The sequence below is a fragment of the Virgibacillus phasianinus genome, assembly GCF_002216775.1.
Taxonomy (GTDB): domain Bacteria; phylum Bacillota; class Bacilli; order Bacillales; family Amphibacillaceae; genus Virgibacillus_F; species Virgibacillus_F phasianinus.
In genome coordinates, this window is record NZ_CP022315.1 from 2,989,138 (window position 1) to 3,016,115 (window position 26,978).

The 26,978-nt window shown below is 39.8% G+C and carries 22 protein-coding genes; 15 read left to right on the forward strand and 7 right to left on the reverse strand.

Annotated elements, in window-relative coordinates:
- The first annotated feature begins 12 nt into the window (after nt 1-12).
- The 4 genes from CFK37_RS14405 (at nt 13) to CFK37_RS14420 (ending at nt 3,959) form a co-directional block, all read left to right on the forward strand.
- The gene (locus CFK37_RS14405) at nt 13-996 is read left to right on the forward strand and encodes an alpha-ketoacid dehydrogenase subunit beta (RefSeq protein WP_089062515.1); all 984 of its coding nucleotides are present in this window, start codon (nt 13-15) and stop codon (nt 994-996) included.
- 23 nt (nt 997-1,019) lie between these two features.
- Nucleotides 1,020-2,288 carry a dihydrolipoamide acetyltransferase family protein gene (locus tag CFK37_RS14410; RefSeq protein WP_089062516.1) on the forward strand — a complete coding sequence of 423 codons (1,269 nt, stop codon included), beginning with the start codon at nt 1,020-1,022 and terminating at the stop codon, nt 2,286-2,288.
- A gap of 89 nt (nt 2,289-2,377) precedes the next feature.
- Nucleotides 2,378-2,809, forward strand: a complete 432-nt coding sequence (locus CFK37_RS14415; protein ID WP_089062517.1) for a BrxA/BrxB family bacilliredoxin — start codon at nt 2,378-2,380, stop codon at nt 2,807-2,809.
- Between the two features lie 154 nt (nt 2,810-2,963).
- Nucleotides 2,964-3,959 (forward strand): aromatic acid exporter family protein, encoded by a 996-nt coding sequence (locus tag CFK37_RS14420; protein ID WP_089062518.1) that lies wholly within the window; start codon nt 2,964-2,966, stop codon nt 3,957-3,959.
- Nucleotides 3,960-4,169: 210 nt separating this feature from the next.
- Here CFK37_RS14420 and prli42 read toward each other — a convergent pair whose 3' ends face one another.
- Nucleotides 4,170-4,310, reverse strand: a complete 141-nt coding sequence (gene prli42 / locus CFK37_RS19965) for a stressosome-associated protein Prli42 (RefSeq protein ID WP_157724855.1) — start codon at nt 4,308-4,310, stop codon at nt 4,170-4,172.
- Nucleotides 4,311-4,434: 124 nt separating this feature from the next.
- Between prli42 and CFK37_RS14425 the strand changes: the two genes are divergently transcribed.
- The 8 genes from CFK37_RS14425 to CFK37_RS14460 all read left to right on the forward strand — a co-directional run bounded on the left by CFK37_RS14425 (nt 4,435) and on the right by CFK37_RS14460 (nt 15,795).
- The gene (locus tag CFK37_RS14425; RefSeq protein WP_089062519.1) at nt 4,435-6,081 is read left to right on the forward strand and encodes an acyl-CoA mutase large subunit family protein; all 1,647 of its coding nucleotides are present in this window, start codon (nt 4,435-4,437) and stop codon (nt 6,079-6,081) included.
- Nucleotides 6,082-6,096: 15 nt separating this feature from the next.
- Nucleotides 6,097-6,921: a methylmalonyl-CoA epimerase gene (gene mce / locus CFK37_RS14430; RefSeq protein ID WP_089062520.1), complete on the forward strand. Its 825-nt coding sequence runs from the start codon at nt 6,097-6,099 to the stop codon at nt 6,919-6,921.
- Nucleotides 6,921-8,468, forward strand: a complete 1,548-nt coding sequence (locus tag CFK37_RS14435; RefSeq protein ID WP_089062521.1) for an acyl-CoA carboxylase subunit beta — start codon at nt 6,921-6,923, stop codon at nt 8,466-8,468. The genes mce and CFK37_RS14435 overlap by 1 nt, the downstream gene beginning before the upstream one ends.
- 184 nt (nt 8,469-8,652) lie before the next feature.
- Nucleotides 8,653-9,777: a M20/M25/M40 family metallo-hydrolase gene (locus CFK37_RS14440; protein WP_089062522.1), complete on the forward strand. Its 1,125-nt coding sequence runs from the start codon at nt 8,653-8,655 to the stop codon at nt 9,775-9,777.
- Between the two features lie 106 nt (nt 9,778-9,883).
- Nucleotides 9,884-11,134: a DNA polymerase IV gene (locus tag CFK37_RS14445; RefSeq protein ID WP_089062523.1), complete on the forward strand. Its 1,251-nt coding sequence runs from the start codon at nt 9,884-9,886 to the stop codon at nt 11,132-11,134.
- A 131-nt stretch (nt 11,135-11,265) separates the two neighbouring features.
- Nucleotides 11,266-12,039, forward strand: a complete 774-nt coding sequence (locus tag CFK37_RS14450; RefSeq protein ID WP_089062524.1) for an SDR family oxidoreductase — start codon at nt 11,266-11,268, stop codon at nt 12,037-12,039.
- A 333-nt stretch (nt 12,040-12,372) separates the two neighbouring features.
- Entirely contained in the window at nt 12,373-13,971 is a 1,599-nt protein-coding gene (locus CFK37_RS14455) for a long-chain-fatty-acid--CoA ligase (RefSeq protein WP_089062525.1), read from the forward strand.
- 159 nt (nt 13,972-14,130) lie between these two features.
- Nucleotides 14,131-15,795, forward strand: a complete 1,665-nt coding sequence (locus CFK37_RS14460) for a peptide ABC transporter substrate-binding protein (protein WP_089062526.1) — start codon at nt 14,131-14,133, stop codon at nt 15,793-15,795.
- Between the two features lie 42 nt (nt 15,796-15,837).
- Here CFK37_RS14460 and CFK37_RS14465 read toward each other — a convergent pair whose 3' ends face one another.
- From CFK37_RS14465 to CFK37_RS14480, 4 genes are read right to left on the reverse strand one after another with little or no spacing between them, the layout of a single operon-like run.
- Nucleotides 15,838-17,208, reverse strand: a complete 1,371-nt coding sequence (locus CFK37_RS14465) for an aldehyde dehydrogenase (RefSeq protein ID WP_089062527.1) — start codon at nt 17,206-17,208, stop codon at nt 15,838-15,840.
- Between the two features lie 19 nt (nt 17,209-17,227).
- Nucleotides 17,228-18,154 carry a ribonuclease Z gene (gene rnz, locus CFK37_RS14470; protein WP_089062528.1) on the reverse strand — a complete coding sequence of 309 codons (927 nt, stop codon included), beginning with the start codon at nt 18,152-18,154 and terminating at the stop codon, nt 17,228-17,230.
- 12 nt (nt 18,155-18,166) lie between these two features.
- Nucleotides 18,167-19,183, reverse strand: a complete 1,017-nt coding sequence (namA, locus tag CFK37_RS14475; RefSeq protein ID WP_089062529.1) for an NADPH dehydrogenase NamA — start codon at nt 19,181-19,183, stop codon at nt 18,167-18,169.
- Nucleotides 19,180-19,914 (reverse strand): glycerophosphodiester phosphodiesterase, encoded by a 735-nt coding sequence (locus CFK37_RS14480; RefSeq protein WP_089062530.1) that lies wholly within the window; start codon nt 19,912-19,914, stop codon nt 19,180-19,182. Before CFK37_RS14480 ends, namA begins: the two co-directional genes overlap by 4 nt.
- A 68-nt stretch (nt 19,915-19,982) precedes the next feature.
- Between CFK37_RS14480 and CFK37_RS14485 the strand changes: the two genes are divergently transcribed.
- The 3 genes from CFK37_RS14485 (at nt 19,983) to CFK37_RS14495 (ending at nt 23,452) form a co-directional block, all read left to right on the forward strand.
- Complete coding sequence (locus CFK37_RS14485) at nt 19,983-21,608, forward strand: M20/M25/M40 family metallo-hydrolase (protein WP_089062531.1); 1,626 nt, start codon at nt 19,983-19,985, stop codon at nt 21,606-21,608.
- Between the two features lie 76 nt (nt 21,609-21,684).
- A complete protein-coding gene (locus CFK37_RS14490) occupies nt 21,685-22,653 on the forward strand; it encodes an MBL fold metallo-hydrolase (protein ID WP_089062532.1) in 969 nt (322 codons plus the stop codon).
- Between the two features lie 4 nt (nt 22,654-22,657).
- Nucleotides 22,658-23,452, forward strand: coding sequence for an SDR family NAD(P)-dependent oxidoreductase (locus CFK37_RS14495; RefSeq protein ID WP_089062533.1), 795 nt, complete (start codon nt 22,658-22,660; stop codon nt 23,450-23,452).
- 68 nt (nt 23,453-23,520) lie between these two features.
- On the opposite strand, the gene CFK37_RS14500 is transcribed toward CFK37_RS14495, so the two are convergent.
- Together CFK37_RS14500 and CFK37_RS14505 are read right to left on the reverse strand one after the other, a co-directional pair.
- Nucleotides 23,521-25,089 (reverse strand): hypothetical protein, encoded by a 1,569-nt coding sequence (locus CFK37_RS14500; protein ID WP_089062534.1) that lies wholly within the window; start codon nt 25,087-25,089, stop codon nt 23,521-23,523.
- A gap of 90 nt (nt 25,090-25,179) precedes the next feature.
- Nucleotides 25,180-26,430, reverse strand: a complete 1,251-nt coding sequence (locus tag CFK37_RS14505; RefSeq protein WP_089062535.1) for a DNA polymerase IV — start codon at nt 26,428-26,430, stop codon at nt 25,180-25,182.
- Between the last annotated feature and the right edge of the window lie 548 nt (nt 26,431-26,978).

Below are 26,978 nucleotides of genomic sequence, written 5' to 3' on the forward strand. Positions count from 1 at the left end.
GGGGACCTTAAAATGCCAGTAATGTCATATATTCAAGCTGTAACAACAGCATTAAGAGAAGAAATGCAACGTGATGAGAAAGTGTTTGTTTTAGGGGAAGATGTTGGTAAAAAAGGTGGCGTATTCGGCGCTACTAAAGGATTGTATGATGAGTTTGGCGACGCTCGGGTGCTTGACACCCCACTTGCTGAGTCTGCAATTGCTGGTGTCGGTATCGGGGCAGCAATGTATGGAATGCGTCCTGTGGCTGAAATGCAATTTGCTGATTTCATTATGCCGGCTGTGAATCAGATCATTTCTGAAGCAGCTAAGATTCGGTACCGTTCAAACAATGATTGGAATGTTCCAATGACGATACGTGCACCATATGGGGGTGGAGTCCATGGCGCCTTATACCATTCACAATCAGTTGAAGCGGTATTTGCCAATCAACCGGGTCTTAAAATTGTGATGCCTTCAACACCATATGATGCAAAAGGGCTACTAAAAGCATCTATCCGTGATAATGACCCAGTACTTTTCTTTGAGCATAAGCGGGCATACCGTTTACTAAAAGGAGAAGTTCCTGAAAATGATTACGTACTTCCAATTGGAGAAGCTGATGTAAAACGCGAAGGATCAGATGTAACCATAATTACATATGGTCTAGCTGTACATTTTGCACTTCAGGCAGCCGAAAAATTAGCTGATGAAGGAATTGATGCACATATTTTAGACCTGAGGACAATTTATCCGTTAGATAAAGCTGGAATCATCGAAGCAGCCAAAAAGACTGGGAAAGTACTGCTTATCACCGAAGATAATAAAGAAGGAAGTATCATTGGTGAAGTTGCTGCAATTATCGCAGAAAATTGCCTGTTTGATTTAGATGCGCCAGTTCAACGACTTGCAGGTCCTGATGTACCATCTATGCCATATTCGCCTAAAATGGAAAAATTCTTCATGATTAATCCAGATAAGGTAGAAAAAGCAATTCGTGAACTTGCAGAATTTTAAATGAAATCAAGGAGGGACAAAAGATGGCTTCTGAAAAAATAAATATGCCACAACTAGGTGAAAGTGTAACAGAAGGAACAATTAGTTCCTGGCTGGTTCAAGTGGGTGATAAGGTTAATAAATATGATCCTATTGCTGAGGTTATGACCGATAAGGTAAACGCCGAGGTTCCTTCTTCTTTTACTGGAGTGATTAAGGAACTCGTTGCAAAGGAAGGGGATACAATAGAAGTTGGTGAATTAATGTGCTATATAGATTCAGAGGGGGGAGCTGCACCCACTGAAGGTTCTGCCAAAGAAGAATCTGAGGAATCGGAAAAAGCAGATGATAACGGGGAAGCAAAAGACGAATCAATGAAGAAACGTTATTCGCCTGCTGTATTACGAATGGCACAGGATAATGATATTGATTTGACGCGGGTATCAGGAACTGGTAAAGGTGGACGAATAACCAGAAAAGATATTGAAAAGTTAATCAGTTCCGGTGAACAACCGAAAGCTAGTGAAGCTGCAACAGCCGGTAAACAGGAGACTGATCAACAGGAACCAGCTTCAACTAAAGCACCTTCATCACCTGCCCCTGCTGCACAAGCTGGAGATATCGAAATCCCTGTAACAGGTGTCCGTAAGGTAATTGCACAGAATATGGTTCGTTCCAAAACGGAAATTCCCCATGCCTGGATGACAGTGGAAGTAGATGTCACTGATTTAGTAACGTATCGTAATAAGGTTAAAAATGAATTTAAGCAAAAAGAAGGATTTGGCTTAACTTTCTTTGCCTTTTTTGTAAAAGCAGTTGCACAGGCTTTGAAAGAATATCCGCAACTAAACAGCATGTGGGCTGGAGACAAAATAATTCAGAAAAAAGATATACACCTGTCTATTGCAGTAGCCAAGGATCAGGAATTATTTGTACCAGTAATCAAACATGCGGACGAAAAAAGTATTAAAGGGATCGCCAAAGATATTTCTGAGCTAGCCTCAAAAGCACGTTCAGGAAAATTAACCTCCTCTGACATGCAGGGAGGAACATTTACAGTGAATAATACCGGGTCATTCGGTTCGATTCACTCAATGGGGGTAATCAATCATCCACAAGCGGCCATTTTACAGGTTGAGTCTATTGTTAAACGACCAATGATTGTAAATGATATGTTTGCTGCAAGGGATATGGTTAACCTCTCACTCTCATTAGATCATCGTATATTAGACGGATTGGTTTGCGGGAATTTCTTAGCACGTGTGAAGGAGATCCTGGAAAACATGAACAAAGATACAACTAACGTTTATTAAGGTCAGTTAATTTGAATTGAAATCTAGGCTTAAAATTGATATGCTAATTATAGTTTAAACACTACTATCAAAAGGGGATGGATGTTCAAATGGACTTTAACCTATTTATGAACGATGTCGTTGACGTCGCACGTTCTGATATAAGAGAAGCAGGCTACGAGGAACTTTCTAGTGCTGAAGAAGTAGATTCTGCAATGAAGCGTGAAGGCACTACACTGGTTATGATTAATTCTGTATGTGGTTGTGCTGGCGGTGTTGCAAGACCAGCGGCTGCAAATGCAATCCATTATGACAAGCGGCCGGATCATTTGGTAACTGTTTTTGCTGGTCAGGATAAAGATGCTACTGATCGGGCCCGCCAATATTTCGAAGGATACCCACCTTCCTCACCATCCTTTGCGTTCCTAAAAGATGGTAAGATTGTGACTATGCTGGAACGTCATGATATTGAAGGATTCACAGCAGTAGACGTAGTCGGGAAACTTCAGAAAATTTTTGATGAAAACTGTGAAGAAATATAATTGACTGGATTATCCCAGTTACAATGAGGCTGTCTCTATTTTCTGCGGGTCAGCCTCATTTTAATAAGGGAAGCGAAATGGTGGATTTTTAACAGGGAAACTTTAGTAAATGGACTAACTTAGCACTTGGTCTGATTAAAAAGGAGATTTAACTGTGAAAATTGGCTATCGAACAATTAAGACTGCTATCGGTACACCCCTGGCAATTTCCATTGCCCAAATGCTCGGATTAACCAATTTTCTTTCAGCTGGGATACTTACACTGCTTTGTATTCAGCCTTCCCGAAAAAAGTCGGTTCTAAGTGCTTGGCATCGGTTTCTGGCTTGTACGATTGCAATCTTGTTTTCATACGTGTTTTTTGAATCATTGGGTTATAACACAATTGTAGTGGGACTAGCATTTGCCTTATTTATTCCAGTGACCGTATATTTGAAAATATCTCCGGGGATTGCAACAAGTTCTGTTATTATTTTAAATTTGTACAGCCTGGAAAAAATCACCCTCAACTTTATTGTAGATGAATTCTTACTTATTATCGTTGGTGTTGGGACAGCACTTCTATTAAACTTATATATGCCAAGTCTCGATAATAAATTAAGAAGGAAGCAAGTGGATTTAGAGGACAATTTTCAAATAATCCTAAAGGAAATTTCGTTATACATATGTGATAATAATAAGGTTTGGGATGGAAGAGAAATCATCAGAGCAGAGGAAATCCTGAATGAGGCAACTAATTTAGTGTCGCTAGACCGGGAAAATCATTTACTGAGAAGCAATCATCCGTATTATGATTATTTCATGATGAGAAAAAAACAACTAGAGCTATTGAAGAAAATGCTTCCGTTAGTCAGCAGGTTACCTAAAACAGATACCCTGTCGGAGACAATTTCGTCGTTTTTCACTAGTCTCTCTGAAGCAGTACACCCTGGTAATACGGCATCAATTTACCTAGCGAAATTAAATGAATTGCAGGATGAATTTGATCAAGAAGAACTTCCCAGTACAAGGGAGGAGTTTGAGACAAGGGCAAATTTATTTCGCTTATTACGTGAAATAGAGGATTATTTAATTATCAAGCAAAAGTTCAAAAATAGTGATGTCTCGGATAATAAGAGTAAAAACGGTGGAACTGATAGAACAAAAGCGTAAGCAGGGGGATGCCGACGTGGGCGGCAAGCCCGCAGTTAGTCAGCCTTCCTTTGTTTTTCGCGAACCGATGTTGACTTATCGTACGGAAGTAAAGTTCACTAGTCACTGGACGTGGCTGTTATCACGTTCAGTTATCCACAGTGTTTCAGTTTATAATTTCCTAGAAAATAAAAAGGACCGGAATTGATATTCCGGTTCTGGATATGATGGTTAGTTTACAAATAAAGATAATCCGGTCGTGAACACTGTTAATAACATAGCGATAATCATAATGTAGATAACAATTTTTAGTCTGCGGTCACGCTTAGACGCTTTTCTTGGCGTATGTGTTTTTGCATGGTTATTAGACACATCTAATCCTCCTTAGAACCTTATACTAATTTATATTTTATCGTGTATTTGGAATTTGGACAAGTAATAGTAAGGAAAAGTACTAAAAATTCATGAGTTTAAAATTAGAGGGGGTTTTCCTTAAATGAATGATAACACGTCAAAGAGGACTAACTGGGAATTGTCTGTTGATAAAACATTAAAGCGCTTTCCAGAAAGGAAAGATGCATTTCATACTAGTTCAGAAATAGAAGTGGAGCGACTTTATTATCCCGAGACAAATAAGGAATATGAGGATGAGCTTGGATTCCCGGGTGAATATCCATATACACGTGGAATTCAACCTACGATGTACCGCAGCCGCTTCTGGACTATGCGGCAATATGCGGGGTTTGGATCCGCGGCTGAAACAAATAAACGGTTTCGTTATTTGTTAGACCAAGGACAAACAGGATTATCGGTAGCATTTGATTTACCAACACAAATCGGCTATGATTCAGACGATGTGATGTCTGAAGGTGAAGTCGGCAAGGTCGGGGTTGCGATTGATACCCTTCATGACATGGAACTGCTGCTAGACCAGATTCCGCTTGATAAAGTAAGTACATCCATGACGATTAATGCCCCCGCAGCAGTGCTGTTGTGCATGTACATAGCAGTCGGGGAAAAGCAGGGAGTTCCAATTGAAAAATTGACCGGAACCATTCAAAATGACATATTAAAAGAATATATTGCACGTGGTACATATATTTATCCACCGAAGCCATCAATGCGTTTGATTACTAATATATTTGAATATTGTAAGCAAAACGAAATGAAATTTAATACAATTAGCATTTCTGGATATCACATTCGCGAGGCGGGGTCGACTGCAGTTCAGGAACTAGCTTTTACACTGGCAAATGGCATGGCATATGTTGATGCAGCGCTTGACTCCGGCCTTGATATTGACGCATTTGCACCACGATTAGCATTTTTCTTTAATGCGCATAACAACTTTTTTGAAGAGATTGCAAAGTTTCGTGCGGCCCGACGGATTTGGGCCAAAATAATGAAAGACCATTATCATGCCAAAAACCCAAAAAGCTGGAAATTACGATTTCATACCCAAACAGGCGGTTCAACGCTTACAGCACAACAGCCCGATAACAATATTGTCCGCGTAACTCTGCAGGCTCTGTCAGCGGTAATGGGTGGAACACAAAGCCTGCACACCAACTCACGGGACGAGGCATTATCATTGCCAACGGAGGAATCTGCAAGGATAGCGCTTAGGACACAACAAATAATTGCCAATGAAAGTGGTGCGGCGGATACAGTCGATCCATTAGGCGGTTCTTATTATGTGGAAGAATTAACAGATAAAATGGAAGAAGAAGTAAACAAATATTTAGAACAGATTAAAGATATTGGCGGAGCAGTTCAAGCTGTAGAAGAAGGATTTATGCAACGTGAAATCCATCATAACGCTTATGAAACACAGAAACGGATTGAAAAAGAAGAAGAGATAATTGTTGGATTAAATAAATTTAAACTTGATGAAGAGGTTAATCCTGACCTGTTAAAAGTTGATGAGGCATTAGAGCAAGCTCAAATTGAGTCCCTTAAAAAAACTCGTGCAGATCGCGATCAGGAAAAAGTAGATGAACTATTAAATACTCTTCGGATTCAAGCAAAAAGTCAGGATGTAAATTTAATTCCCCATATACTTGAAGCAGTTAAAGCGTATGCTTCCGTGGGTGAAATTTGTAATGTATTACGCGCAGAATTCGGTCAATATACAGGTATGTAAGAAGGGGAGAGACGGATGAAAAAAATTCGAGTATTAATTGCGAAACCAGGTTTGGACGGACATGATCGTGGTGCTTTAGTAATCGCACAGGCACTTCGGGACCATGGGATGGAAGTTATTTATACAGGACTTCGTCAAACCCCGGTTCAAATTGCTCAAGCAGCAGTGCAGGAGGATGTCGATGTTATTGGATTATCTTCTTTATCTGGAGCACACCGCTCATTATTTCCAAAAGTAATTGATGAACTGAAAAAGCGTAACGCAGATGATATTCCGGTTGTTGGCGGAGGAGTAATTCCCAGTGAGGACATCCCATTCTTACTTGAAAAAGGAATTAATCAAATATTTACAAGTGGTTCTTCCACCGATGTGTTAGCTAATTATATTAAACAGTTAATTAATCCTGATTCAGCAAACATTCAAGGACCTTCTAAGATTGCTCACATAGGGATAGCTGTAAATTCCATAGATCAGGCAATTCCTTTTTACACCAATACTTTGGGTTTACAATTGGAAGGGGTAGAAACAGTAGAATCGGAAGGTGTAAAGGTAGCTTTTCTTAAAATCGGGGAAACGCGATTTGAATTATTAGAAGCCCTTTCATCAACTTCTTCAATTCAAAAGTTTATTGATAATAAGGGGGAAGGAATTCACCATATCGCATTAGAAGTGGATAATATTAATGCACGATTAGAACAATATAAAGCAGACGGGGTAAGACTGATTAACGAACAAGCGAAAGCAGGTGCGCATAATAGTGAAATAGCCTTCATTCATCCCAAAGCAGCTAATGGAGTGTTAGTTGAACTATGTCAACCGGCTGAGGAGAGTGAGAAATAATGGACATTTTTGATAAGATTAACGAACTTTATGATAAAAGAAGGCAAGTAGAACTTGGTGGCGGAGATGAACGAATCGAGAAACAGCATGTTAAGGGTAAAAATACTGCAAGAGAACGCATTGACTACCTATTGGATGAAGGAACATTTGTAGAGTTGAACCCTTTTATGGAACACCGTGAAACGGACTTTGGCATGGACACCTCAAATGCAAAAGGCGAGGGAGTCGTTACAGGATATGGAAAAATAAATGGAAAAGCGGTTTATTTATTTGCTCAGGATTTTACCGTTTATGGTGGGGCACTGGGGGAAATGCATGGCAAAAAGATTGCTGCTGTAATGGACTTAGCCGCAAAAAACGGGGTGCCGTTCATCGGATTGAATGATTCTGGTGGTGCCAGAATACAGGAAGGTGTGTCATCATTAGATGGATATGGACAAGTATTTTACCGGAACTCTATTTACTCAGGTGTGATTCCACAGATATCCGTCATCCTTGGTCCAAGTGCTGGTGGAGCAGTTTATTCGCCAGCGATTACCGATTTTGTCATTATGGTCGAGAAAACATCACAAATGTTTATAACAGGGCCAAAAGTTATTGAAACGGTCACTGGCGAGAAAATAACTGCTGAGGGGTTAGGCGGTGCTGATGTACATAACTCGAAAAGCGGAAATGCGCATATTAAAGCAAGCAGTGAGGAAGAGGCTCTAGACAGAGTACGTGAATTACTTTATTATTTACCGGCAAATAATAAAGAAAAACCGGAGATTGACAAGGTCAATGATCTTGATCGTATGTGTCAGGACATTACTGATATTGTTCCATTCGATTCAACCCGGCCATACGATGTAAAACGTGTCATCGGGCAAGTCGTTGACCCAAATAGTTTTTTTGAAATTCATAAGGATTTTGCCAAAAATATTGTTGTTGGCTTCGCACGGATAAACGGACAGACGGTTGGTCTTGTGTGTAATCAACCCAAATATTTGGCTGGTGGCCTGGACATTGATTCCAGTGATAAAGCAGCCAGGTTTATCCGATTCTGTGATTCCTTTAATATTCCGTTAGTTACATTTGAAGACGTTACTGGTTTTTTCCCTGGCGTTAAACAGGAACATGGTGGTATTATTCGCCATGGTGCGAAGATTTTATATGCATATTCTGAAGCAACTGTTCCCAAAATTACAGTAATTACCAGGAAGGCATTCGGAGGCGCTTATGTAGCGTTAAACAGTAAGTCAATAGGCGCAGACCTTGTTTACGCCTGGCCGAATGCGGAAATAGCAGTAATGGGTCCGGAAGGTGCTGCCAACATTATTTTCGCTAAAGAAATTGCGGAAAGCGAAAATCCAGAAGAAACAAGGCAGAACAAAATTGATACTTATCGTGAAAAATTTGCTAACCCATATGTGGCAGCGGGACTCGGTATGATTGATGATGTAATTGATCCGCGGGAAACGCGAATTAAATTGATTCAGGCGCTAGACATGCTGCAAAACAAACAAGAAGACCGCCCAGCAAAAAAACACGGAAACATCCCATTGTAGAAAGAAAAGCGAAGGCTACTGGTTAGCGGCGTACAAATAGATAGGACTGTGATAGTGCGTCGAACTTTACGCACATTCATCAGGACTACCTATTGCTAGCCGCTAGGAGCCGCAGCTGGACAAGAAAAGCGAAGGCTACTGGTCAGAAGCGGACGCAGATAATTGAAACAACCAGGAGGTAACTATGATTACTGTAAATAATGAACGATTAGTTGACGAATTTTTGGAATTAGTACAGATTGATTCCGAAACCAAACATGAAACAGAGATCGCGAAGGTATTAAAGAAAAAATTTACCGATCTTGGTTTAGAAGTTATTGAAGATAATAGTCAGGAAGAAACTGGTCATGGTGCAGGTAACTTAATCTGTACGTTAAAAGGTACAAAAGATAACATAGAACCTATTTATTTCACGTCACATATGGACACCGTTGTTCCGGGTAATGGAATTAAGCCATCAATAATTGACGGATATATCGTTTCGGATGGTTCAACCATCCTTGGTGCAGATGATAAGGCAGGGTTAGCGGCAATATTTGAAATGATCCGGACCTTAAAAGATAATAATGTGGATCATGGGGAAATTCAATTTATCATTACTGCTGGAGAGGAATCGGGTTTAGTAGGTGCTAAAGCACTTGATGCATCATTATTGAAAGCAAAATACGGTTATGCTATTGACAGTAATGGTGAGGTTGGCGATATTATCGTTGCAGCACCTACACAAGCAAAAATTTTCACCGTTATGAAAGGAAAAACCGCACATGCCGGTGTTGCACCTGAACAGGGCGTATCCGCTATTACGTTGGCAGCAAAGGCGATTTCCAAAATGCCACTTGGAAGAATCGATGATGAAACAACTGCAAATATCGGGCGATTTGAGGGTGGCAAGCAGACAAACATCGTATGCGATTACGTGGAAATCCTAGCTGAAGCGCGTTCCCTTGATCCAAAGAAAATGGAAGCACAAGTGGAAAAAATGAAACAGGCGTACGAATCGACTGCTATCGAGTATGGTGGCACAGCAGAAGTTGATATCCAGATTATGTATCCTGGATTTAGACAAGAAGCCGGTGATCAAGTGGTAGAAGTAGCCAGAAATGCAGCCAAAGCAATTGGCCGGGAGAGCAAGCTCTTAACAAGTGGTGGCGGCAGTGATGCAAATGTTATCGCCGGCCATGGTGTTCCTACCGTAAACCTGGCAGTAGGCTATGAAAATATCCATACAACCAATGAACGAATTGCTGTAGAGGATTTGGTTAAAATTACAGAATATATTACCGCAATTGTTCAAGAAACAGCTAAATAGAGGGAAAGAAGTGTTCCAAAAGGTGTGACCCTTATTGGAACACTTTTTTTGCATCTATATGATATAATTAGGATAGAAACAAGAGTTCGTGAAAAGGGTGTTACTGATGTCATCAAAATGGTATCCAAAAAAGGGGCGGGTTATTTTTCATATAGACATGAATTGTTTCTACGCTTCTGTTGAAATGGCTTATAACCCGAAATTAAAAGGAAAACCATTAGCGATTGCTGGAAATCCGGAGGAACGAAAAGGAATCATTGTTACCAGCAGTTATGAGGCCCGAGCAAAAGGTGTAAAAACAACAATGCCTTTATGGGAAGCCAGAAAACTTTGTCCAAATCTTATCGTAATGCGGCCAAACTTTGATCGGTACCGGATGGCTTCTAAAGAAATGTTTAAAATGTTAGCGGATATTACACCAAGGGTACAGCCTGTATCTATTGACGAAGGATATATGGACATATCTGGTTGTGCAGACCTTGGAAGCCCGCCTGACATTGCTGAAAACCTTCAACAAAGAATTAAAACCGAACTCGACCTACCTTGCAGTATTGGTATAGCACCGAATAAATTTTTAGCTAAAATGGCCTCGGATATGAAAAAACCAATGGGAATTACCGTCCTCAGGAAACGGGATTTACCTGAGAAACTATGGCCGCTTCCTGTTGGAGAAATGTACGGAATTGGTGGAAAAACAGCGGCAAAGTTAAATAGTGTCGCTATTAATACTATTGGTGAACTTGCCACTACAGATGTCTATCAGTTAAAGCAGGTGCTTGGAATAAATGGTGAGAGACTAAGAAATCGTGCCAATGGCATTGATACAAGAGCCGTTGATCCTGATGCGGTTCATGAATTTAAAAGTATTGGAAGTTCGCAAACGCTACCAAATGACACAACGAGCGAGGCTGAAATTCGTAAATTAATGCATGCGCTTGCGGATAATGTAGAGAGGCGTTTGAAACGGAAAAATGCTGCGGGTCGGGGTGTACAATTAATGATTCGTTATCACGACTTGAAAACAATCACCCGCAGTAAAAAGCTGAAAATTTACATTGAATCAAAAGAAGATATTCTGCATGTCGCAAACGACTTATTACAGAAACATTGGAACCTTGAGCCAATTCGGCTGCTGGGCATCACTGTTCAAGATGCTGAGGAAAAGCAGCATATTGCTCATCAATTGGATTTATTTACGTATGAGAAGGAAGCAGAAAAGGAAAAATTATATTCCGTAATTGACCAATTATCTACAAAATATGGGAAAAATCCTTTTAAAAAGTTAAATAAGGAACAGGATAAAAATCAGCCACGGACTAGTTTCCAGAAAGATTTCCTGGATGATTATAAGCGGTAGTGAGATAGATGTAGTTGCATATGTCTATTTATGTTGTCTATGGTTGACTATGAAATTCTGAATATACTATCCGTTTAGCAGGTATGCATTGTGACAGCTAAGTAATTATAAATAAAAAGGAGAGTTGCAGCATGCATGTATTTGACTTATTTAAACTATCAGGCAAAACAGCAATCGTAACTGGTGGTGCACGAGGATTAGGCGCGCAAATTGCGCTGGGATTCGCTGAAGCTGGAGCAAATGTAGTAGTTTGCTCGCGTAAACTGGATGCCTGTAAAGAAATGAGCGAAAATCTGAAGGAATTTGGTGTTGATTCATTGGCATTTAGTTGTGATATAACCAATAAGGAAGACATCCAAAAAGTTGTGGCGGATACAAAGTCACATTTTGGATCAATTGATATATTAGTGAACAACAGTGGGGCAACTTGGGGTGCGCCAGTTGTTGATATGCCTTATGAAGCCTGGGAGAAGGTGATTAATGTTAATGTAACGGGAACATTCCTGATGAGTCAGGAAGTTGGCAAAGCTATGATTGAACAAAACCATGGAAAAATCATCAATATATCTTCCGTTGCAGGTTTTGGTGGCACAGATCCAAGGTATATGGATACGATTGGATATAACACAAGCAAGGGCGCGGTAATGACATTAACAAAGGATCTTGCGGTTAAGTGGGGACAATATAATATTAACGTAAATGCGCTGGCGCCTGGATTCTTTCCAACGAAAATGTCAAAAGGGTTAATCGGTACCGGGAAAGATAAAATCCTGGAAGGAACACCATTAAACCGTTTGGGTAGCAACACAGATTTAAAGGGTGCAGCATTGTTCCTTGCATCTAAAGCATCAGACTATGTCAGCGGAGATATTCTTACTGTTGACGGTGGGGCACATGCATTATAGGGTGATAGAAAGAATATGATTTACTTAGAAGGGAATTCCAATGAAAGTTAAACCAACAAACAAAGCATTTTACTTTTTAAGAAAAAGGGTCATAGTTAAATCTCCATTCAATATATAACCGATTCGTTAAATGTGGAAAAGGTGGTAGAAAAAGCAGCAAATCCGGGGAATTTCATGAGGACTTACGAGCAGATATTCTTATTTTTGGAATCTTTATCGGAAGGAACAGTATGCATGGCAAACTGTTATCCGGTAACAAAAGAGGGAGTGAGGATTTCATCATACTGTAAAAACCATTAATGTAAGCGCATACAAAGAAAGGGGAGGAAATGAATGGAAAAGGTTTGGTTAAAGCACTACCCGATGCATGTGCAGAGGGATTTGGAAATACCGGATGAATCAATTCCAGGTATGTTGAAGAGGACGATTGCTAATTATGGGGAAAACAAAGCACTTTATTTTTACGGAAGTGAGACGAGCTATTACGAGCTTGGAAATCAATCGGCAGCTTTTGCCTCATCCCTTCAGCAAAATGGTTTGAATAAGGGCGATCGTGTTGCTCTTATGCTCCCAAATTGTCCCCAGTTTGTGATTGGTTACTATGGCATTTTACAGGCCGGGGGAATTGTTACACAGGTTAATCCAATGCTTGTTGGCAAAGAGCTTGAATACATCTTAAATGATTCTGGAGCGGAAACAATCGTGATCTATGAACCGTTACTTCCTATCCTGAATGCCATTCTTGATCAGACATCCATTAAACAGGTAATTAAAGTCAATCTGGCTGGACGCGATACAAAAGATGGCATGGCGGTAGGGTTTGGCGATTTTATCAAACAGGCTAAAAAACCTCCAGAAGAAGTAGTAATAAACCCTGCAGAAGATGTTGCGGTTCTGCAATATACAGGTGGGACTACTGGCAGGTCAAAGGGAGCTATGCTAACCCATCGAAATGTGCTCGCTAATGTGATGCAGACATACGAGTATTTTAAAGATGAAATTCAACTAGGAAAGGATCGCTATCTTACGGTAATTCCATTGTTTCACGTGTTTGGGATGACGTCCTGCATGAATCTTTCCATCTATACGGGTTCTATGAGTATTATGCTGCCTAAATTTGATCTGGAAGAGGTTCTGCAAACAATAAAAGATTTGAAACCTACTTCCTTTCCAGGTGTTCCAACAATGTATGTGGCGCTCACGAATCATCCAAAGGCAGAACAATATGGGATTGATAGTATAAGACTTTGCAATAGCGGAAGTGCTCCGATGCCCGGTGAATTGCTTCGTTCGTTTGAAAGAAAAACAGGTGCGATGATTTTAGAAGGATATGGTCTCTCTGAAAGTTCGCCAGTTACACACTGCAACCCGGTGTTCTCTACCAGAAAACCTGGAAGTATTGGCATTGGGGTCCCGTCAACCGATTATAAAATTGTCGATTTAGAGGAAGGGGAAACAGAACTTCCTTTTGGTGAGGTTGGAGAAATTGCTATTAAAGGACCACAAGTAATGAAAGGCTACTGGAACATGCCAGAAGAAACCGATCACACATTGCGTGATGGGTGGCTTTATACAGGTGACATAGCACATATGGACGAAGATGGTTATGTTTTCATCATTGATCGCAAGAAAGACTTGATTATCGCAAGTGGGTACAATATCTATCCACGAGACGTGGAAGAGATTATTTATGAACACCCCGCCATTCAGGAAGCCGTGGTTGTTGGGATTCCTGATGCCTATCGGGGGGAAACCGTAAAGGCTGTAGTTGTTTTAAAGGATAATCAGTACTGTGGTGAAGATGAGTTAATCACTTATTGCCGAAATAATATGGCCGCATATAAGGTTCCACGGGTAATTGAATTTAGGAAGGAACTTCCAAAAACAAACGTAGGTAAAATTCTGAGGCGCGCTATAAGGGAAGATACCTAATAATAGAATGTCGCCAGCCACATATACGAAACAGGTGAAATGGTTGTTAAGAGGACAAAATTGTCCCTTCATCATGAAATGGCAGTTTCTTATACTTGTATTCCTCTTTCATTCCCCTATATAATGTAAAACGTTGCATGTGTAAAATAGGAGGGATACATGTTGAACTACATAAATAAATTTATACCAATTTTATTAGTCCTTTTACTCATTTTGGCGGCTTGCAGTAGCGGGGATAATGAGCAAAAGAACAATAATGCAGATTCACAAGAGAATAAGAAGGTGGTGAATATCAGCGCTCCGGGTGTAATTCCAAGTCTAAGTCCAACGATTGCAGATAATGACTTTAGCTTTACCATTATCAATCAGGTATTTGAGGGGTTATACCGTTTAAATAAAGAGGGTGAACCAGAATTAGCGTTGGCAGCAGAAGAACCGAAAGTAAGTGAAAACAATAAGGTCTATACATTCAAAATACGTAAAGATGCGAAATGGTCTAATGGTACTCCTGTGACAGCCCATGACTTTGAATACGCCTGGAAAAAAGCAGTTAATCCGGAAACAGGTGCCGCGTACGGACCGCAATTTGAGGAAATTGTTGACAATGCATCAGAAATCCTAAAGGGTAAAAAGCCGGCTGATTCTTTAGGTGTCGAAGCCCTTGATGATCGTACGTTAAAAGTATCGCTGGAGAATGCTATTCCTTTTTTCAAAGAACTGTTAACAACCGCAATCTTCTTTCCGCAACCACAGGAATTTATTGAGAAACAGGATGGTAAATATGCATCAGACAGTAAACATACTTTATTCAATGGACCATTTGTGTTAGCGGATTGGAATGGAACGGATCAATCATGGACGTATAAAAAGAATGAAAAGTACTGGGACAAGGAAGCTGTTAATGTAGACGAAATACGAGTCAATGTTGTTAAGGATACTGGAACTGCAGTTAGTCTATATGAAGAAGGCAAACTGGATCGGGTTAATCTAACGGGTGAGTATGTAGATAAATATAGAAGTAACCAAGATTATCATACATTTTTGACCGGAGCAACTTCTTATATAAAAATGAATCAAGGAAAAGACGGCAATAAAACAAATCTGGCAAATCTAAACATCCGTAAGGCCATGAATTTGGCATTAGACAAAGATAAATTGGTCAATTCCATTTTGAACAACGGCTCGGTTGTTGCTAATGGCAATGTGCCAAAAGGATTAGCAGAAAACCCAAAAACAGGTGAAGATTTTCGAGCTGAAAACGGTGATTTAACTCATTTTGATCCTAGGGAAGCTAAGAAACACTGGGAAAAGGGGTTAAACGAGCTTGGCAAGGAAAAGCTCGGAATTTCATTGATCAGTTCTGATTCTGGTACATCTAAGCAATTGGCTGAAAATATTAAATATCAACTGGAAGAAAATCTTCCGGGGTTAACGATTACTATAAGGAATCTGACGCCAAAAGCTAGTATTGCAGCCAATGTTGGACAAAATTACGAAATGATTATGACCGGCTGGAATGGCGACTATCATGATCCGCTTACCTACCTGAATCTATTTATTACTGATAGCCCAGGAAATCATACCGGTTATTCAAATAAAGAATATGACCGCCTTGTATTAGGTGCAAAAGGAAGTATGGCAAACGACGCGTTGAAGCGCTGGAATGCTATGCTGAAAGCTGAAAGAATGTTGATTGAGGACAGTGCTGTATTGATCCCACTTTATCAGGACGGGTCAGCATTCCTGCAAAAGAATTACTTGAAAAACTTTGTAACCTATAAGGTTGGCGCGGACAACTATAAATGGATTGATATTGAAAAATAAGTATAAAAGGAGCTCACATTCTATGTGGGCTCCTTTTAAAAATCACTTCATAATCCGCTTTGTTATATTATGGGCTATTTTTCCTCCAGGGTAGCGTAATGGAATATCAAATTTTGTTGTTTGTTTTAGAATGCTTTTCTTGTGGGAAAAGGTGTCAAAGCTATCTTTTCCGTGATAGGAACCCATCCCGCTGGTGCCAACACCACCGAATGGAAGGTTTGGATTTGCCAGATGGTATAGGGTATCGTTAATACATCCGCCCCCAAACGATAAACGACCCAGCACCTTTTGCTGAGACTCAGCATTTTCGCCAAAAAAGTATAATGATAATGGTTTTTCTTTACCTTTTAAAACTGCAATTGCTTCCTCTAAATTCTGAAACGTCAGAACAGGTAATAATGGGCCAAAGATCTCTTCTTCCATAATGGGATCTTCAAAGGTGGCATCATCTATGATTGTTGGTTCAATGGAACATAATTCCCGATTCATTCCTCCACCATAAACAATATTACTTTCCGCTAAAAGGTATTTTAAGCGGTCAAAATGGTCTGTGTTTACAATTCGACCATAGTTTTTATTTTGAACCGGATCTTTTCCATAAAAGGATTTAATATGTTTTTTCATCGCTTTTATTACTTTTTGTTTTACTTTTTCATGGACAAATAAGAAATCAGGTGCCACGCACGTTTGACCGGCATTGGTAAACTTGCCCCAAACAATACGTTTAGCGGCTAAATCAATGTTGGCATCTTTATCAACAATTGCCGGGCTCTTTCCGCCAAGCTCCAATGTAACAGGTGTTAAATGTTCACTGGCTTGTTTCATGATAATTTTTCCGACATTTGTACTGCCTGTAAAAAAGATATAGTCAAATTTTAATTCAAGTAATTGCTGACTGGTTTCCTCAGCCCCTTCGACCACGGCAACATAATTGGCATCAAATGTTGAACCGATCATATGGGCTAGCAGCGAGGAAGTTGCCATCGTAAATTCAGAGGGCTTGATAATTACTGTGTTTCCGGCAGCCAACGCACCGATTACAGGGGCGATAGCCAATTGCAAAGGATAGTTCCAAGGCGCTATTGTAATCGTTACACCATATGGTTCCGCAAGTACGAAGCTCTTGGAACCCTTATGGGTAATCGGTGTGTCAACCTTTTCGGCTTTCATCCACTCTTTAAGGTGTTTTATTGTGACGTCAATTTCACTGTAAAGAAAGCCTAATTCAGTTGTTAAAGTCTCATTTTTAGATTTATTCAGATCATCATTTAAGGCTTGGTAGATGTCCTTTTCATAAGTTTTCAGCATGTCTCGCAGTTTTTTCAGTTGTTCCTTGCGAAAAGCATAGGGGAGTGTCTGCTCGGATTTAAAAAATGTGCGCTGGTTATTGACCAAAGTATGGAATGGATTCATCGTAAAAACTCCTTCGCCATTATTTTTTAGTAGGGATGTCCATTACAAAAAAATCATGTGCAAGTTTCGTGTTCGAAAAAATAGATTGAGCTTCCCGAACCAGGTCCTGACTGTCTTGTTTTTGATAACGTGAGGAAATATGAGTCAGCACAAGTTGACGGACCGAACTGTCCTTTGCCAGGGTTGCTGCTTGTACCGTTGTTGAATGGAAATATTGATCAGCAAGATCCTCATTTTCCCGGTTAAATGTTGCTTCATGAACTAACACATCGGAATCAAGAACAAATTCTGTATTGGTTCCTGTTCGACGTGTATCCCCTAAAATGGAGATGGTGCGGCCTTTTTTGTCTGGACCCAAAAAGTCGGATCTGGCAATAGATTGACCATTTGGTAGAATGGTTGTCTCTTGTTCCTTAATTTGCTGATAAAGTGGCCCAGGAGAAATACCTTTTTCTTTTAGTTTTGAAACAAGTAATTCTCCGGGTTTATCCTTCTCTTCTATGCGAAATCCATAACTGGATATTCCATGGTGGAGCTTTTTACAATATACCTTAAATGTGTCATCTTCAAACAATTTTCCCTCAGAAAGTTCGATAAATTGCAATGGATACGTTAGATGCGTACCGCTGATTTGCAGACTGGTTTCTACGTATTCTTTAATTCCTGTTGGTCCATAAATGGTTAACAGGTCATTACCCCCTTGGAATGACCTGCTGCTTAACAAACCCGGAAGTCCAAATAAATGATCCCCATGCAGGTGGGTAATAAAAACTTTGTTAATTTTTCTTGGTTTAATGGATGTCCGTAATATTTGATGTTGCGTCGATTCTCCGCAATCAAACAACCATATACTATTTTGTTCCTGTAACAATGTTAGGGCAAGGGAAGATACATTTCTTTCCTTTGAAGGCACCCCGGATCCTGTCCCAAGGAAAATTAATTCCATGCGATTCTCCTCCTATCGCCAACCACGCTTATACTGTGTTGGTGCGTCAATGGTTTCTCCTAATTCATCCGCGACTTCTTTAGCCCAATACGGATTTCTTAGCAATGCCCGGGCAACAATGATAAGATCTGCACGGCCATTTTGCAGGATTTCCTCAGCCTGGATACCGGTTGTGATAAGTCCAACAGCTCCCGTTGAAATAGCTGTTTCCTTCTTAATTGCTTCACATCTTGGAACCTGATAGCCGGGGAATGCTGCTAATTTTGCTGGGACAACACCGCCGGAACTGCAATCGATTAGAGCTACTCCTTGTTTTTTCATTGCTTGTGCATAATAGAAAAAGTCCTGAAGCGAGTTGCCATTTTCATTGTATTCATCTGTTGAAATACGAACAAAAATAGGACCATTCCATTCAGATTTTACAGCATCAATTATTTCGGAAAGAAAACGATAACGGTTTTCCCGGGAACCTCCATATGAGTCTGTCCTTTTGTTGATTAAAGGAGTTAAAAATTCATTAATCAAATATCCATGAGCACCATGCAGTTCAATAATATCAAACCCGGCTTCCTTTGCACGTTTGGCGCCATCTTTAAATGCCTGAATGGTTCTATTAATATCATCCGTTGACATTTCTTTTGGTTCCTTATATTTTTCATTAAAGGCAATAGCAGAAGGAGCATAAATAGTTGATTCTAATTCTGCTTTCCTTCCTGCATGAGCTAGCTGTATACCTGATTTAGCGCCATATGCATGGATTTGCTTATTTAGTTCTGTCAATCCTTCCACATGTCCGTCTTCCCAAATGCCTAAGTCTTCCGCAGAAATACGGCCTTCAGGCTGGACAGCTGTTGCTTCTGTAAAAACCAGCCCAACTTGCCCTATAGCACGTGAAACATAGTGTGTCATATGAAATGGTGTAATTTTTCCATCTTGGTCAAAACATGAATACATGCACATTGGTGACATTGTAATTCTATTTTTTAATGTGACATTTCCAAATTCGATTGGTGTAAACAACTTATTCATTTAGATCCTCCTAATTTAATGTGATGGGCATCTCCTGGAACATCTGTGAATATTCCGTCACAATTTAAATTGAAACAGCGCTTTATCCGTAAGGCTTTATTTACGGTATAGATGCGAATAGCGATCCCTTCCCGCTGGCAGTTATCGACCAGTTTACGACTTAGTAAACGGTATTTCACGTGGATAGCACTCGCCCCAAGTGACTTTGCATAGGTAACTAAATCCTTTCTCCTCCTTGATGTGAGGAGGGCTGATTCAATTTGTTTATCCAACTTTTTCATGCGTTTAATACTCTTTGGATTAAACGTTGACAATGTGGTACGATTTAATAATTGATAATCGTTTAGCATTGTATAGACAATTTTCTCTAGGTTGGTATAGTCTATCTTATTATTTTTCAGTTCAATATTTAAGTATAAAGGCTTATCCTTTATCCAGCTAAGGAGTTCTTCCAATGAAAGAAGCTTTGTACCTGTGAACGATGAAGAAAACCATGAACCGGCATCTAGCTGTTTTAATTCTTTGTACGTATAGTCTTTTAGATAACCATAACCATTGGTCGTCCGTTTTAGGCCTTCATCATGCATAAGTACTGGTATTTGATCTTTCGTTAATTGTACATCCGTTTCAATACCTTCTGCACCTAGCTCATATGCCAATTGAAAAGCTGGTAATGTATTTTCAGGTGCTAGTTTACTTGCACCTCGATGTGCTATTATTTGAGTAGACAATCGCTTCACCTCATGTATGATTTTGTTTTATTTTTACTGAAAAGTCAATTTATATAGGGGGCCTCATGATGAAAAACTGGCAAACGAAAGAAGAATTAACGGATCTTCTCTGTTCACTTGTAAATCATCAAAGCATCACAGGCAGTACAGCTGAAATTGCACTTCCTGAATACATATACCATTTACTGGCGGAAAAGAAGTACTTTCAAACTAACGCGGACCATTTGAAATTGCATCCATTGGACGATGGCAGACGGCTGTTGACTGCGTTAGTTAAAAAAGGCAGTAAACAAGAAACGGTTATTTTGCTAAGTCACTTTGATGTAGTTGGAGTTGATGATTTTGGTTCCTTGCAAAATCTGGCCTTTCACCCGAGAGAATTGACAAAGGAAATGGTGCGGATTAAGGATAATCTGCCTGACGAGGTTCGCAACGATATTGAAACCGGTGAATGGTTGTTTGGACGCGGATCAATGGACATGAAAGCGGGACTGTCGTTGCATATGTCATTGATCGAGCAGGCGATTGACGGTGAGTTTGATGGGAATATTCTACTCGTTACAGTACCCGATGAAGAAGTGAACTCACAAGGGATGTTAACAGCTCTTCCAGTGTTAAATCAGCTTAAGGAGGATGAGAATCTTATTTATCAGGCGTGTTTAAATGGTGAGCCTATGTTTAGTAAATACCCCGGGGATAAGGCCTATTATGTATACGCTGGGTCGATTGGAAAAGTGCTTCCGGGTTTCTATTGTTATGGCAAGGAGTCCCACGTAGGTGAGCCGTTTGCTGGTATTAATCCAAACCTGATGGTCAGCTTTTTGTCGCAGCAGTTAGAACTGAACGAGGAATTTATCGAAAAAATTGACGATGAAGTAACCCCGCCGCCAGTCAGCTTAATGCAGCGCGATTTAAAAGAGGAATATTCAGTCCAAACACCTAATGCCGCAATCGCAATGTACAATGTATTATATTTAAAGCAAACCTTTGCAGAGATAAACAAAAAATTACTGTCCAGTACCAAAAGGGCAGCAACAGAAATTGAAAACTATGTAAAACAAAAGGCTGATAACTATGCGAATATCGCTACAGACTTTTCTATGCCGAATATTCGTGTTTCCGTAATGATGTATGAAGATTTGTATGCGGAAGCTGTAAAACGCCATGGTGAACATGAAGTAGTCAGACGTCAGAATTTATTAGTAAGCCAGCGGGATAAGGGGGATCGTGACTTTTCCACGTTATTGGTACAGGATTTGGCTTCTATGTGTAAAGATCTAACGCCGATGATCGTCCTATTTTATAGCCCGCCGTTTTACCCGGCCGTCTCTTCCTATGATGATCCATATATCAAAGATGTAATGGACCATGTCAAGTCCTATACCTCTTCAACCTATGAGATGAACTTGACGGTTGCTGAATTTTTCACAGGATTATCTGATTTGAGCTTTCTTGGACCAGTATCATCCAAAAGTAAATTAAACCAGTTAACTGTAAACATGCCATTGCAGAATAATGGGTTCGTATTTCCAGAGGATGTGATGGAGAAATTAACGATGCCCATTTTAAATATAGGACCATTAGGTAAAGCCCCACATCAATGGACAGAACGATTGGAATTAGTATATAGCTTTGATTATTTACCACATATTTTAACAGAGGCAATCCATCGCCTATTAATTCCAAACAGGTAAAGATGGGTGACATCCAGCATAATTAGCGATACAATAGAAAGAAAAATGAATGATCATTCATTGTGGGGGATTTAATATGCAGGTAGTACATGACACAATTTCAAAGCTGACTATACCGACGCCATTTGCGGTTGGCGATACACACGTTTATTTACTTAAAGGGGATATGCTGTCATTAATTGATGCAGGTGTGAAAACAGCGGAAGCATATGATGCTTTAACGGCACAATTAAAAGATCTAGGATACCATCCGAATGATATTGAACAAATTATCTTAACACATCATCATCCGGATCACACTGGACTTGTGGAACGATTCCCAAAGGCGAATACGTTAGCAGGTCATAAAAATAATGACTTATGGCTGACACGAAATCCCGAGTTTTTTGAGCGGTTTGCACAATTTTATCGCGATTTCTTTATTGCATCTGGTGTTCCACAATCCTTTAAAGGCTTTCTAAAAAAGCTGGAGGAGCCTATACATTACGCTGGTGAAGGAAAATTAACTGCATTTCTGGAAGAAGATAATCATTTGCCAGGGCATGGGGATTGGCGGGTAATTGAAACAAAGGGGCATGCGCAAAGCCATCTGTCATTTTTTCGGGAGCAGGATGGTGCTTTTATTGGGGGCGATCATATTCTGGAACATATCTCACCAAACCCTATTATCGAGCCCCCTTATGATGGAGAAAAAGAACGTGCAAAACCACTTGTTCAGTATCGTGCCAATTTGTTGAAATGTTTATCCCTTGGTATTTCCACAGTATATCCAGGGCACGGGATAAATGTTTTGAACATCGATGAATTGGTTCCTTCGCAAATAAAGAGACAAGAACAACGGGCGGCTAAGGTTTTGCAAATGCTGGAGGAAGATGGGGAGCAGACGCCGTTTCAATTATGTCAACGACTGTTCCCTAAACAAATTGCTAAACAGTTGGATCTCACTATGTCAGAGACAACAGGACAGCTAGATTATCTTGAAGAATGTGGAAAGATAAGAAAAGCAACCCATAAGGGCATTTACTATTATCATGTGATTAGGTGATTCAATGAATAACAGGGTAACTTCTAAAAAGATTATTGTTACGGGTGCTTCAAGCGGTATTGGGGAAAGGCTTGTTTGGCATATTGCTAAAAACGGCGGAATTCCGATTATGCTTGCCAGATCAATAGATAAACTGCAGGATATCCAACAGCGAATCAAGGAATCATTTGGCATTCAGGCGTATTATTATCAGTTAGATTTACTTGATGAGGAAATTCGGGAAACAACTGTTAAGCAAATTCTTATGGAGCATCCACGTGTACACGGGTTAATTAATAATGCAGGCTCCGGGTTGTTCGAATTTGTTGAATCAATGCACTTTGAAGAGGCGAAAAAGATGTTTGAACTAAATGTTTTTGCGCTGTTGCAAACTACCCAGCAACTCGTAAGTCACATGCTTGCTAATGGTGGCGGTCATATTATAAATATTGCATCGCAAGCAGGAAAAATGGCAACACCTAAATCATCTGTCTATGCCTCTACAAAGCATGCAGTTCTTGGCTTTACCAATGCATTAAGAATGGAGGTTGCCGATAGAAATATTTGTGTAACAGCGGTTAATCTGGGACCGGTTCGAACGAACTTTTTCGTTGATGCTGATCCTTCCGGAAATTACCAAACCCAAGTAGCAGCCTATATGCTTGATCCGGATCGCGTTGCCAAAAGGGTTGTAAACTATTTGTTTAAAAGAAAACGCGAAATCAACATGCCGGGGTGGATGGAATTTGGCAGTAAATTATATTATCTTTTCCCTGGCGCAATGGAATTTATTTTGAAAAGTCAATTTAATAAGAAATAGAAAAAACAGTCCGGATGTGGACTGTTTTTTATAGCGAATATATGTTTAGCCTCAGCGTCTCCGCTTTTTTATAGAACATAAGGTCCAAAGAATGTTGTAAGCAGCAGAATATGCACGCCTACAAAGTAGATAACTCTCACTGGACTGTCCCATTCATTTTCCCGTTTTGTTAACAGCGCAATACCGTATGTTATGACAGCAAATAAAATCATAAAGAAATACGAGCTCCCGGTGAAGGTCAGGTAATCCGGTGCATTTGTATAAATACTTTGGACAAAAAAACTATTTTTAAAAGCTAATGCTGCAATAGCATATATCCCGATTCCTGTATAAAAAATCCAAACAGGATCGCGATCAATGGTTCTGCTCCTAAAGAAATACATTAAAGCAATGAAGGCAACCGGCCAGATAAACCATATAGCGGAAATCGCAATGGCGAAAATAGACGATGACAACATACCAAGCGTTTTCCCAAGTGACCGGATCCAGTCACCTTGGTTGAATCCAGTGGCCTGACTGATGGCAGCTATGTCACTTGAGGAAATGTTTATCTCATTACCATCTGAGTTTAAATCAAGCCAAGCGATTGTTTCATTATTAACCCATTGTGGTTTGATTGATATTGCCGGTGTATTACTTCTTCGTACAGTATTTGTGCCACTTTCACTTATTTCCGTCATATATATATTGAAAGTGGTAGAACCGTTCTTGTACTGTGTATTTGTTTGGCCGCTTGCTTGAAATAATAAATTCAGCTTACCATTATTGTACTTAAGAACGACATGTGAAATTTCATTTAATTGACCATTCCCAGCAGGATCCTGAAACGTTAATTCACGTAATGGTTGTTGACTCTTGGCTGTTAGTGTAGTTTCCATAAAATAATTAAAATATTGCTGTTGTCCTTGCGGGGCCTCCAGTTCCTCCTGCAGCAATATCCCTAATTTTTGTTTGTCAAGTACAAATGAAATATCATTTACCACTTTTCCTGGAGTTATCGGCATTTTTGTCTGATATAGCTGATTAATTTTTTGATTATGTAATTGGTGGAGCGTAATGGTAACATCTCTAGTATCCAATGAAGATGTTAATATATTTATTCCGCTTTCGCTTTCCTGTAAAGCGATATCCTGTTTATTTAAGTCAATGTCCATAATCTTGGTCGATTTCTTATTCTCCGGTGATAATTGATATAATGCATTTTCTTTTACATAGAAAATAGTGTTATTTAATGGATAAAACTGCTCGATATCAGGCACAAGTCTATTGCTATCTTTATCATATATATTTGTATAATCGGAATAGATAATATGGTTGTCCTGTTGATAAACCTCTGTCCATTTGTCAACTGGAATATTATAGACTTTTTTGTCTTGTACAGTGAAGTCGCTATTGACCGTTGTTGCAGTCAACTTTTGGTTTTCAAAACTTGTGACGATGAATCCTCCATTTTTTGTATTCTTGATAGGAGGTAATCGGTCCACATTTGTTTGCCCAATCGTTAGACCTCTGCTCCAATTTGGTGCAGGCGGTTCGGTAACTTTAGCATAATTTTGATAAAATAATAAAACCAATCCAAACATCATAATGACTACAGGTATTACCCAATACAATTGTTTTACCAGATTTTTTTTCATATTAACCCCCGTGCTCTAGTTTTTCTTCTGTCAATAAAACAATATTACCATATTTCTGAAAGAAGTTGCTATTTAAATTTTTACATTTTACTATGCTTGGTGACCCCCGATTTTCTTACTTCTTCCGATGGTAATTCCAGCATTGGTATAACTGGTAGCACGGAGTATTGCGGTTGATCCATATCTATCACGAATGGAGTCCATTACATAGCCGATATCTTTTTTCTTAGGTTTATTTTCAAATAAGTCCAGTTGCGTTTCCGCGTTATCATAAAGGTTATCAAGAGTCACATATACGTGCCTGATGTCACTGACTCCGTCATAAAATCCGATAAATAATTGCATACAAATATGATAGATTTCCATCGTAATATTTGTCGGGAGCGTTATTGATCTTGACCGGCTAAACCCTCCACCTGTTACTTTTGAATACGATATACCAAGATGAATGGTTCTTCCAGCCTTATCAACTGTTCTCGCCCTGCGGCAAACCTCTTCACAGAGATCAAGAATGCAGGTGGCAACTTCTTCCTTTGAGTAATCACGTAACAGGGAAATTCCATGACCAAACCCTTTTTGTTCAGATTTTATAAAATTACCTAAAACGGGACTAAGATCAATACCCCAGGCATGCCAGTACAACTGTTCCCCCATAATTCCAAAACGCTTTTTTAATTGTTCTAAGGGGAAGTTTGCTAATTGGCCTAGGGTAACGATCCCCATTCTGTTTAAATTATTTTGCATTCGGCGGCCAATTCCCCAAATATCCTGTACCGGAAATGGCCATAGCTTTTTTTCCACGTCCTCATATCTGCATTCAGCTATGCCAGTCTTTTTTGCGTGTAAATCCATGCCAACCTTGGCAAGAAATTTATTATCTCCTATCCCAATTGAGCAGGTAATTCCCATGTTTTCCAAGATGTCATGTTTGATTAACCTGGCTACTTGCCACCGGTTTCCAAACAGCCTTTGGATTCCATTTACGGTTACCCAAACCTCATCAACAGAATATTGATGAATAGCTTCCTTTGGTACGTATTGGTTAATTAACTTTGTGATTTCCATTGAAACAGCTAGATAATCTGCCATGTGCGCATTTACTATTTGAATATCCGGGTCATTCGGCAGTTCAAAAAAACGACTTACATTACTGATGCCATGCTTTTTCTTTAATGCAGGAGAAGCAGCAAGTACAATGCTGCCTGTGCGGTTTACATCACCAACAACAGCCAGTTGAACAACCATCGGATCGAGGCCCAATTTAACAGCCTCCACACTTGCATAAAACGACCGCATATCGATACAAAGTACATCATTGCGCGGGTATTTCAAGTAATCCACATGAATCCCCTCCTTGTAACAGGAACGTTTGTTCTTATTATATGAAGGGAAGAATAAATTATCAATGGAAATTAATTCATAAAGGTAAAGAGGCTGGGACAAAACTAAAATATTTGAGTCAAAGACGAACAATCAAAGGATAGACGTTTAAAACGTTAATTTTTCAATAGTCGGGTCTAATTCGCAGTTGATATAAATAGCGACATAAGCGCTTGGTTGTTTTCCGCTGTGGACCGTTGCACACCTTAGGGCACGGCTTAGGCCTCCTCGAGCTTACGCTGAGGCCACTGAAAAAGGTATAGATAGTGCACAAGCATGTGGATCTATCATCGCATCTTTGAATGTACTGCGCTTTTCGCGGGCGAGTGACGAGACTCCTTGCCCCGGCAAGGGGTAGCCGACGTTGCCCGCAAAGGGCGGTTTTAGTCGGGCTTCATTAACTGCCGTCCTGCGGGGTCTCGTCGATCTCTCACTTCCCGCAGGAGTCTCCGCATATTCAAGATGCTAAGTTAAGGTGAATAGCTAAGTTTTTCAAATCCACCACTTTT

Coding starts and splice junctions, on each gene's coding strand:
- CFK37_RS14405 (WP_089062515.1), top strand. CDS start 13: ATGCCAGTAATGTCATATATTCAAGCTGTAACAACAGCATTAAGAGAA.
- CFK37_RS14410 (WP_089062516.1), top strand. CDS start 1,020: ATGGCTTCTGAAAAAATAAATATGCCACAACTAGGTGAAAGTGTAACA.
- CFK37_RS14415 (WP_089062517.1), top strand. CDS start 2,378: ATGGACTTTAACCTATTTATGAACGATGTCGTTGACGTCGCACGTTCT.
- CFK37_RS14425 (WP_089062519.1), top strand. CDS start 4,435: ATGAATGATAACACGTCAAAGAGGACTAACTGGGAATTGTCTGTTGAT.
- mce (WP_089062520.1), top strand. CDS start 6,097: ATGAAAAAAATTCGAGTATTAATTGCGAAACCAGGTTTGGACGGACAT.
- CFK37_RS14435 (WP_089062521.1), top strand. CDS start 6,921: ATGGACATTTTTGATAAGATTAACGAACTTTATGATAAAAGAAGGCAA.
- CFK37_RS14440 (WP_089062522.1), top strand. CDS start 8,653: ATGATTACTGTAAATAATGAACGATTAGTTGACGAATTTTTGGAATTA.
- CFK37_RS14445 (WP_089062523.1), top strand. CDS start 9,884: ATGTCATCAAAATGGTATCCAAAAAAGGGGCGGGTTATTTTTCATATA.
- CFK37_RS14450 (WP_089062524.1), top strand. CDS start 11,266: ATGCATGTATTTGACTTATTTAAACTATCAGGCAAAACAGCAATCGTA.
- CFK37_RS14455 (WP_089062525.1), top strand. CDS start 12,373: ATGGAAAAGGTTTGGTTAAAGCACTACCCGATGCATGTGCAGAGGGAT.
- CFK37_RS14460 (WP_089062526.1), top strand. CDS start 14,131: ATGTTGAACTACATAAATAAATTTATACCAATTTTATTAGTCCTTTTA.
- CFK37_RS14465 (WP_089062527.1), bottom strand. CDS start 17,208: ATGAATCCATTCCATACTTTGGTCAATAACCAGCGCACATTTTTTAAA.
- rnz (WP_089062528.1), bottom strand. CDS start 18,154: ATGGAATTAATTTTCCTTGGGACAGGATCCGGGGTGCCTTCAAAGGAA.
- namA (WP_089062529.1), bottom strand. CDS start 19,183: ATGAATAAGTTGTTTACACCAATCGAATTTGGAAATGTCACATTAAAA.
- CFK37_RS14485 (WP_089062531.1), top strand. CDS start 19,983: ATGAAAAACTGGCAAACGAAAGAAGAATTAACGGATCTTCTCTGTTCA.
- CFK37_RS14490 (WP_089062532.1), top strand. CDS start 21,685: ATGCAGGTAGTACATGACACAATTTCAAAGCTGACTATACCGACGCCA.
- CFK37_RS14495 (WP_089062533.1), top strand. CDS start 22,658: ATGAATAACAGGGTAACTTCTAAAAAGATTATTGTTACGGGTGCTTCA.
- CFK37_RS14500 (WP_089062534.1), bottom strand. CDS start 25,089: ATGAAAAAAAATCTGGTAAAACAATTGTATTGGGTAATACCTGTAGTC.